This window comes from Bifidobacterium miconisargentati (assembly GCF_019331675.1).
In the GTDB taxonomy this organism is placed as follows: domain Bacteria; phylum Actinomycetota; class Actinomycetes; order Actinomycetales; family Bifidobacteriaceae; genus Bifidobacterium; species Bifidobacterium miconisargentati.
The window spans coordinates 305585-312657 of sequence record NZ_JAHBBJ010000001.1 but is presented as its reverse complement, the minus strand read 5'-3'; the positions used below and the strand labels follow the sequence as shown (position 1 = coordinate 312657).

Below are 7073 nucleotides of genomic sequence, written 5' to 3'. Positions count from 1 at the left end.
CACTGGAACACCAAACGACGCCAGAAACGACTGGAGGGACACACCCCGGAGGAATTCCGGAACATGTCCCTCACAGCCTGATCAGGTACCCTTAATAAACCACGTCCAACTTCCAGGGCGCAGTTCAGAATCACGGGCGCTCCCCTCAGTCTTGTTGCACGAGCCGGTTCGTCCGATGATTACGAACGAACTTCGTTCGCGTTATGCTGGCTCGACTGTCGTCTCGCGCATTACCTAACAGCTCTGCTGTTTTGCGTCATGGCAGCGTACAAACAGTCACTTATGAATGAACAGGCCGCCGTCGCCCCAGGCCCACTGGCCCTGTCCGGCGCCGATCTGGAAGTGCAGCTTGGCGATGCCGAGGTCGTTCAGCGCCCAATGTTCGTCGCCTGCGGCCGGATCGATGTGCGCGGCGGCGGTGTCGTCGGCGGCGTTGTACGTGAAGGTGACCGGCTGGCGGTTCATCGCGCTTGGCGCCTTCATCGCGGCCTCCACACCGGCCTTGAACCATGCCGGCGCGGCTTCGCGGGCTTCATCGCTCATCAGGGCCGTGAACTGCTCGTAGCTCTTGGACGGGCGATGCGTGCGCTGGATCTCGCACAGCTGGTCATAGGACTTCGTCTGGTACTCCAGATGGTTCTGCGGATGGCCGATCACCACGCCCAGGTACAGCTCCTGCGTGCCGGTCACGCGGCAGTGCCTGGCGGCTTCGGCGCGATCCCACGAACCGGCCACCCACAGCGTGCCCAGTCCGCGCAGCGTGGCGGCGATCACCACGCGCTCGGCATAGAATCCGGCACGCTCCTTGGCCTCGTCGTCATCCTTCGGGCCCACGATGGCCAGATAGTTCGCGGCATTCGTGAGGTGACCGGATGCATTGGCCTCGGCGAACACCTTCGGCTGATCGCGCACCAGCTGGATGTTGAGATCGGCCAGCAGGTTGATGGGCTGAAGGGTCATTTCGAGCTGACGGGCCGTGTCGTCATCGATCGGCTCGGCGTCATAGGCGCGCACGGCGGTGCGGATGTTGATTGCATCAATGAGTTGGGTATGTTCTGCCATGCCTCCCATTATCGCGCGGATTCCGGGCGAGCCTGCGTATTGGTCGTTTCGTCCGCTTCATCATTCCGATTCGCGCTGGGCGGCGAATCGCCCGTGTAGCGGGGCACGCAAACTACGTAGCTGATGCACACGATTGCAGTATGCGGGCGAAATCTTTGGTGTCGCACTCCGGCCGCGTTAGACTGGGTGCACCAAACGAATCCTATTTTTCGGGAAAGGAAGGGTCAACGATGATTGAAACTGCACAGGCTTTTGGCGTCGACATCGGCGGTTCCGGCATCAAGGCCGCACCCGTGGACCTCACCAAGGGCGATTTCGCCGAACCGCGACTGAAGATCCTCACTCCTGAGGTCTCCACGCCGCAGGCCGTCGCCGCCATCGTCAAGCAGCAGCTCGACCACTTCGAAGTGCCGGAATCCGCTCCGGTCGGCATCGCCTTCCCTGCCCCGATCAAGCCCGGCAAGAAGCTCGACTTCATGGCCAACCTCGACCAGTCCTGGATCGGCGTGGACGTCACCGAGGTGTTCTCCGAGGCGTGCGGCCGTCCGGTCGTGGTGGTCAATGACGCCGACGCCGCCGGTCTCGCCGAAGTGCAGTACGGTGCCGCCAAGGGCCAGGAGGGTCTGGTGATCGCCACCACGCTCGGCACCGGCATTGGCACCGCCCTCATCTACAACGGCCAGCTCATTCCGAACACCGAGCTGGGCCACATCATCCTGAGCGCCAAGCACTTGGACGCCGAGAAGTACGCCTCCTCCGCCATCCGCGAGCAGGAGGAGCTCGGCTACAAGAAGTGGGCCAAGCGCCTGACCAAGTACTACGGCCTCATGGAGAAGTACTTCAACCCGGATCTGTTCACCGTGGGCGGCGGCGTGAGCCGTGTGAGCGAGAAGTTCCTGCCGTACGTGGACATCAAGACGCCGATCGTGCCCGCCAAGCTGCGCAACCAGGCCGGCATCGTGGGCGCCGCCTACTACGCCAGCACCAAGCAGCAGTGATGGCGTGACTCGTTCGCGATAACTGTTTTGACTCCCCTCTGGCTTCGGCCGGAGGGGAGTTTTTGTTGGCTTTGGTACACCACGACTGTTGTGATTCAAAGAAGTTAGCGAAACCAAGATTGGCATGATCCGAAGGGACTACCCCTCAGTCGGCTTCGCCGCCAGCTCCCCTGACAAGGGAGCCGAGGGTGAGGGGCGGCGTACTTGGAGACGGCGCCGCTGGCTCCTCCGACAGAGGGAGTCGAAAACAAGGATTCATATCGATCTTGGTTTGGCGGAGTTTTATTGCGATTCCGACTGAGTGGGGTTCCGAGATTGAGCTGGCTGAGGCTTCCCCTCAGTCTCACTGCGTTCGACAGCTCCCCTCAGAGAGGGGAGCCTGAACCTGCTGCACTGGCGCATGGCCGCCGGGGAATGGCAGGTTCTATGGTGGAGGACTATGACCGTGCATTTCTCCTTCCGAGTGGACATCAGCGCCCCGAACCCCATCGCAGCGGCCGAAGCACAGGCCAAGGCGGCTGGCATCGCACTCGGCAAACTCAACGATTCCAACCCCACGCGCCATGGGCTGGCCCCGGCATTGGTACCGAGCGTGTACACCGCCGACCCTCGCGGACCGCGCCACGCGCGCGAATCGCTGGCTACGTTCCTGAGCGAGGGATGCGTTGCCGAAGCTGGAAGCCGCGCGGCGGAGTCGGGCAACGGTCCTGCACCATCGGCGGGCCGGCAAGGCGCCGATTCATCGGAATCCAAGAAAGAGACGTCCACCGACCCCACTGCGGACGCGAAATTCCCAGCGGTTGCGGCCGACGACCTGTATCTCCTGAGCTCCACATCCGAGGCCTACTCCTGGCTCATCAAACTGCTGTGCGACCCCGGCGACGCGGTACTGGCACCCAAGCCCGGCTACCCGCTCATCGAATCCATCGCACGGCTCGAAGGCGTGGAGACGGTCGAATACCAGCTCCAGTTCGACGGTTCATGGTTCATCGACACCGCATCCATCGCCGAACTGCTGGACAGTGCGGAAGGCTCGCGCATCCGCGCGCTGGTGCTCATCAACCCCAACAACCCGTCCGGCTCCTACGTCAAGCCGTCCGAACGCGAGGCCCTGGTGCGACTTTGCCGGGAGCACGGCATCGCGCTCATCGCCGACGAGGTCTTCTACGACTATTCCCTCGAACCGTTCCCCGGCAATGCGCGATTGGCCGGCGAACCGGGCGTGCTCACGTTCGCGTTGGACGGTTTCTCCAAGATGCTTGCCGCCCCGCACGCCAAGGTCGGCTGGATCCAAGTATCCGGACCGTCCGAGGATGTGGCCGAAGCCAAGCGCCGGTTGGACGTCATCGCCGACGATTACCTGCCGATGAGCGACATCATCGCCACAATGATTCCCGACCTGCTGGCCGCCGCTCCCGGCCAGACCGCACGGACAGCCGAACGGGTACGCGGCAACCTTGCACGACTGCATGAGCTGCTGGATGCCGACCCCAACGGTCTGGTGAGCGTGCTGCGCGCGGAGGGCGGCTGGAACGTGCTGTTGCGCGTGCCCTCGGTCATCGACGAGAACGAACTGGTGCTGCGCCTCATCACGGACCACCAACTGACCGGACAACCCGGCTACTTCTTCGATATGGAATCCAACGGCTACCTCGCCGTCTCGCTCCTGCCCGAACCCGGGGAATTCGAGCGTAACATCCGTGCCGTCCTCGACACGGTCGCCGCGCTGCTGGATTGCTAGCGACCGTTTGGTGCTGGAAGGCGGTATCTCCTGGCGCCAAACAATCGCAGATCGGCCTTTCAACGAACGTTTGAGGACAGAAGAACGATCTTTCTATCATGAAACGTTCGCGAATCGGTCATATTGCGATCGTTTGATGATAGAAGGCACCGTTTTCTGTATTCAAACGATCTCCAGTGGGTCGAATCACGGCCGGTGGACACCGCGGTATGCCTGCGGGGATGCGCCTGGCGTGGCATCCGGCACTACAATGGGCGGCATGGGATTCTCATTCTTCAAACCCAAGGAACTGCCGCGGCCGGCATCGCTGACCTTCACGCTCGATGGAGCCGGGCACACCTATGACGACGGGCATGTCGGACTCGCGCCCACGTCGCTGACCATCAACGAACAGCGCGTGGCCGTCATCGGTCTCAACGGCGCCGGCAAATCCACGCTGCTGGGACTGCTGGACGGCTCGCTCAAGGCCACCGCCGGCACCGTGACCATCACGGGCGGGGAGGAACGACTCGACCCGGCATCCAAGCGCGACCTCAAACGCATCGAGGATCTGGTGGGCAAGGTGCGCCGCGAGGAGATCCCAAACAGCTTCTACCGTGCGGAGAACATCAGCGAAGCCGTTTCCGAGGCACTGAAGAAGCACAAGATCGCCGAGGGGGAGCGGCATGCGCGCATCGGCAACCTGTTCGCGCACTTCGATCTGGCCCAGGTGGCCCGTGCCAAGGCCAGCGAACTGGACTCCGAGAAGCGGCATCTGCTGGCCATCGCCGCAGCATTGAGCTTCAACCCGAGCGCCATCGTGGCGGACGAGCCCAGCAAGGGACTGGACGAGATCGGCACCATGCATGTGGCCAAGGCGCTGTTCAGCTACAACGAGCAGGTGATCTTTGCCACGCATGACACGGACATGATTCGCCGCCCCGAATATGCGATCGACCGCGTACTCGTGGTGGACGAGCACGCGGTCGTGTATGACGGAACGCCCGCGGATGCCGTGGCGTTCTATGAGGATTTGATTCGCGGAAAGTACGAGGCGATGAAGGTCGCGGCATAGAATTTTGCGAATGGAATCGGCCTGGTGGCCGATGCTTTGCTTCCCGCGGTCCCTTGCAGGACCGCTCTTCTACTACCCTTCAGTCTCGCTTTGCGAGCCAGCTCCCCTGACAAGGGGAGCCAAGATCTACACATAAATCTCGGCTCCCCTTGTCAGGGGAGCTCCCGGCATGGGCCGGGTGAGGGGTAGTAGGGGAGCGGTCATAAGACCGCGGGGCTGCAGCATCGGTCGCAGACCGATTCCTTACGCGAAGTAGAAGCCGCGGAAGCCGTACTGGTAGACGCGGTAGATGTACGCGGTGCTCAAGCCCATCTTGTACTGGGCCTTGAGATCGCCGGAATCGTCGTACACGCCGAACACGCCCTGCATGCCGGTGTCCACGAGGTTCAGATCGGCGTTGATCTCCTCGGCGGAGGAGACGTACGGCGAATACGGCACATCGAACGACTGCACCTCGGTGTACGTGCCGGCGTTCTCGTCCACCAGGTACTTGCGGAACTGCGAGTTCGAGTTCTCGTCCTTGGAGGACTGCGCGGTGGAGATGCCGTCGATCACGGTCCAATCGAAGTCCGGACGGGTCATGGCATAGCCGAAGTTGTTGTCGAACATGTAGATGTAGTACTGGCCGTCCTCCAGCGAGGAATCGTACTGCACGGTGATCGAGTGCTGACCGCCGGTGTCGCCGAAGTCGCCCACCTTGGTCAGGAAGGACTCCGTCTCATCCATGCCGTCCCACACGGACTTCTCGCCGATCATGTAGTCGAGCGTGGGCGTGCCCTCGATGTCGTTCACCTTGATCATGGTGGAGGTCTCGCGCGCGGAGAGCAATGCGGAGCCGTCGTCCATGAGCTGGATGGTGTTGAAGTGGATCCAGTCCCAACGGTCCGTGGCTGTCGGGTCGGACTCGTCGATACCGGAATGATCGGTGGAGGCCTTGTATTCGGCGAACATCTCGCCGAAGTCCACCAGCAGCGAGACCTTGCCGGTGGAGGTGTCCACCTTGATGACCTGATCCTGCACGGCATGGTCCTCGCGCTTGAGATCGGTGGCCAGAGAGACGATGTTGCCGTCCGAATCCAGCGCGTAGTCGTGATGAAGGATGAAGCGGTCGCCCAAGTCGATGATCTTGACGAGCTTGCCCAGTCGGTTCATGCCCACGAACGTCTTGGTGGAGGCGGAGAACCACATGAGGCCGTTGGAATCGAACAGCAGACGGTGGGAACGGTAGTACAGGACCGGCACCTCGCCGCGAATCACGCCGTTCGCGTCGTAGTAGTACATGAAGTCCTGCTCGTTGGAATCGTTGCCGAGGATGGCGTACAGGCCGTTGCCGAGCGCGGTGAGCGTGCCGTCGTCCGGGGAGACGGTCTGCTCGAGACGGGTCTCCTCGGCGCCAAGCAGCTTCGGGCCGGTCTTGGTGATCGTGCGCGTGGTGGTCTGACCGTCGGTGTCCGTGATGGTCAGCGTGATGGTGTTCTTGACCTGGGGGATCAGGCCCAGCACCAGGAACTCATGGGTGGTGGAGGCCAACTCGTCCTCGGACACGTCCGAAGCGGCTTCGGTCTCCTCGGCAGCGCTCGGGGTGATGGTGTCGCCGGTGGTGCTCGCGTAGGAGTCCACGGCGGAACGGATGGCGCTCGCGGCCTCGTCGCTGGTGACGGCGGTGGCCGTGTAATCCGGGTAGCCGTCCGCGGAGACCGTGTAGCTCACCGTGGAGGCCTTGTCCGTGGTGAAGTACACGTACATGGACGTGGTGTTGGTGCCGTACGGGTTGATCTTGGTGTAGATGTTGTCGACTTGCGCTCCTTGGCGTCGCGCTCGCTGGTGAGCTGGTCGTCCATCATCTGCTGGTAATCGGTGGTGTAGACGCTTTCGATCTGGGCGTTGAGACGCTCCACGCGGCGCTCCTTGATGGCGGCGCTCACGTTGTCATTGGAGACCATGCACAGGCCCAGCGCGATGGCGGCCGTGGCGATGGCGGCGGCGACCTTGACGAGACGGCCGGAGACGGTGCGTTTGATGGCGGTATTGGACACGGGTGTTCCTTGCAGGTTGCGGCAAAAGGTGAACGATAAGTGAATAAATGCAATTCCACTTTATGCCTAGGCCTTGAGGAAAACGGCCGAATCACTGGGAATTCGCTGATGTTTGGCCGACTGTTTGGCGAAAACGGGTGGCTGTGGCGGGGGATGGCAGGGAGGGGTCATCCGGGGTGCTC

The 7073-nt window shown here is 62.2% G+C and carries 7 protein-coding genes; 4 read left to right on the top strand and 3 right to left on the bottom strand.

The window, feature by feature from the left end; genetic code table 11:
- The coding region (locus KIH81_RS01310; protein ID WP_214303740.1) for an IS3 family transposase at nt 1-81 on the top strand (81 nt) is incomplete at its 5' end.
- 195 nt (nt 82-276) lie between these two features.
- On the opposite strand, the gene KIH81_RS01305 is transcribed toward KIH81_RS01310, so the two are convergent.
- The gene (locus tag KIH81_RS01305; protein WP_214303725.1) at nt 277-1062 is read right to left on the bottom strand and encodes a nitroreductase family protein; all 786 of its coding nucleotides are present in this window, start codon (nt 1060-1062) and stop codon (nt 277-279) included.
- Nucleotides 1063-1292: 230 nt separating this feature from the next.
- Between KIH81_RS01305 and ppgK the strand changes: the two genes are divergently transcribed.
- From ppgK to KIH81_RS01290, 3 genes are all read left to right on the top strand, one after another.
- A complete protein-coding gene (gene ppgK / locus KIH81_RS01300; RefSeq protein WP_214303724.1) occupies nt 1293-2060 on the top strand; it encodes a polyphosphate--glucose phosphotransferase in 768 nt (255 codons plus the stop codon).
- A 439-nt stretch (nt 2061-2499) separates the two neighbouring features.
- Nucleotides 2500-3801, top strand: a complete 1302-nt coding sequence (locus KIH81_RS01295; protein ID WP_214303723.1) for a pyridoxal phosphate-dependent aminotransferase — start codon at nt 2500-2502, stop codon at nt 3799-3801.
- A gap of 259 nt (nt 3802-4060) precedes the next feature.
- Nucleotides 4061-4855, top strand: coding sequence for an ATP-binding cassette domain-containing protein (locus KIH81_RS01290; protein ID WP_214303722.1), 795 nt, complete (start codon nt 4061-4063; stop codon nt 4853-4855).
- A 243-nt stretch (nt 4856-5098) separates the two neighbouring features.
- Here the strand turns inward: KIH81_RS01290 and KIH81_RS01285 are convergent, their stop codons facing one another.
- Together KIH81_RS01285 and KIH81_RS11975 are read right to left on the bottom strand one after the other, a co-directional pair.
- Nucleotides 5099-6601: an aryl-sulfate sulfotransferase gene (locus KIH81_RS01285; RefSeq protein WP_236029052.1), complete on the bottom strand. Its 1503-nt coding sequence runs from the start codon at nt 6599-6601 to the stop codon at nt 5099-5101.
- On the bottom strand, nt 6562-6891 hold the full coding sequence (locus KIH81_RS11975; RefSeq protein WP_236029047.1) for a hypothetical protein: 330 nt from the start codon (nt 6889-6891) through the stop codon (nt 6562-6564). Before KIH81_RS11975 ends, KIH81_RS01285 begins: the two co-directional genes overlap by 40 nt.
- Nucleotides 6892-7073: the final 182 nt, after the last annotated feature.

Bases quoted from the DNA above. Each gene is read 5' to 3' on its own strand.
- KIH81_RS01305 (WP_214303725.1), bottom strand. From the start codon at position 1,062: ATGGCAGAACATACCCAACTCATTGATGCAATCAACATCCGCACCGCC.
- ppgK (WP_214303724.1), top strand. From the start codon at position 1,293: ATGATTGAAACTGCACAGGCTTTTGGCGTCGACATCGGCGGTTCCGGC.
- KIH81_RS01295 (WP_214303723.1), top strand. From the start codon at position 2,500: ATGACCGTGCATTTCTCCTTCCGAGTGGACATCAGCGCCCCGAACCCC.
- KIH81_RS01290 (WP_214303722.1), top strand. From the start codon at position 4,061: ATGGGATTCTCATTCTTCAAACCCAAGGAACTGCCGCGGCCGGCATCG.
- KIH81_RS01285 (WP_236029052.1), bottom strand. From the start codon at position 6,601: ATGTACGTGTACTTCACCACGGACAAGGCCTCCACGGTGAGCTACACG.